The organism is Pigmentiphaga sp. (assembly GCF_033795525.1).
GTDB lineage: Bacteria > Pseudomonadota > Gammaproteobacteria > Burkholderiales > Burkholderiaceae_B > Pigmentiphaga.
In genome coordinates, this window is sequence record NZ_JARYGM010000027.1 from 1 (window position 1) to 762 (window position 762).

The following is a 762-nucleotide window of genomic DNA, read 5'->3' on the forward strand; positions in this document are numbered from 1 at the left end:
TGGAGATCATTCGTCCAAACCTGCCGCTTCGGCGCGACCGCAGACCCGACTGCACACATGCCAGCAAACACATCGAGCATGGGGCCGGGCGAGGATCGCTCAACAAGCTCGCTTACAAATGCGGCAAGCTGCCGTTTGGTCCCCATATAACTAACAGGTAGCGGCATTATTCGAACATGACCCCCCTGCGACGAGACTAACCTATAATGACTCGCGGTCAATCCATCCGCTTACCCAACGCGCCATAATATGTGGGGCATTATGTTGGGTTCTCGCTTGCATGTCGATCTAAATCTTATAAAAACAACGATTTATGGTATTTGATGGCGGAAGCGGTGGGATTCGAACCCACGAACGAGTTACCCCGTCGCTAGTTTTCAAGACTAGTGCCTTCAACCACTCGGCCACGCTTCCTTGATCGACCTGCTTCCTAGCGTGGATGGGGCGCTTGCCAAGGGGGAAAGCGTAGCCGGGCTTAATCGGGCGCCAAGGCGCCTGTTGGGCAACAAGGACTTTCGCCGGCCCGCCGGCCTGTGCAACAAGGGAGCGAGGGAGAGTCTTCACGTCATGCGTTTCACCTTCTTGCCCCTCCTACTCGCCCTGGCCCCCGCCATCAGCGCGGACGTGGCCGTCGCGCCGGTCGCGATGGCGCAATCCGATGGCGGATTTCAGGCCTACCTGGAAAGCTTGCGGCCAAAGGCGCGGGCTATGGGAATCCGCGACGCGACGATGAACGCGGTGTTCCCGACGCTGACCTCCAAT

2 protein-coding genes and 1 tRNA gene are annotated in these 762 nt (G+C 58.3%); 1 reads left to right on the plus strand and 2 read right to left on the minus strand.

Features of this window, described 5'->3' with window-relative positions; genetic code table 11:
• Together QHC78_RS21180 and QHC78_RS21055 are read right to left on the minus strand one after the other, a co-directional pair.
• On the minus strand, nucleotides 1-167 hold a 167-nt coding region (locus QHC78_RS21180; RefSeq protein WP_413816507.1), incomplete at its 3' end, for a DNA adenine methylase.
• Between the two features lie 157 nt (nucleotides 168-324).
• Nucleotides 325-414: transfer RNA gene (locus tag QHC78_RS21055), tRNA-Ser, on the minus strand.
• Between the two features lie 153 nt (nucleotides 415-567).
• Here QHC78_RS21055 and QHC78_RS21060 point away from each other — a divergent pair.
• Nucleotides 568-762: hypothetical protein (locus QHC78_RS21060; protein ID WP_319748101.1), on the plus strand; the 195-nt coding region annotated here is incomplete at its 3' end.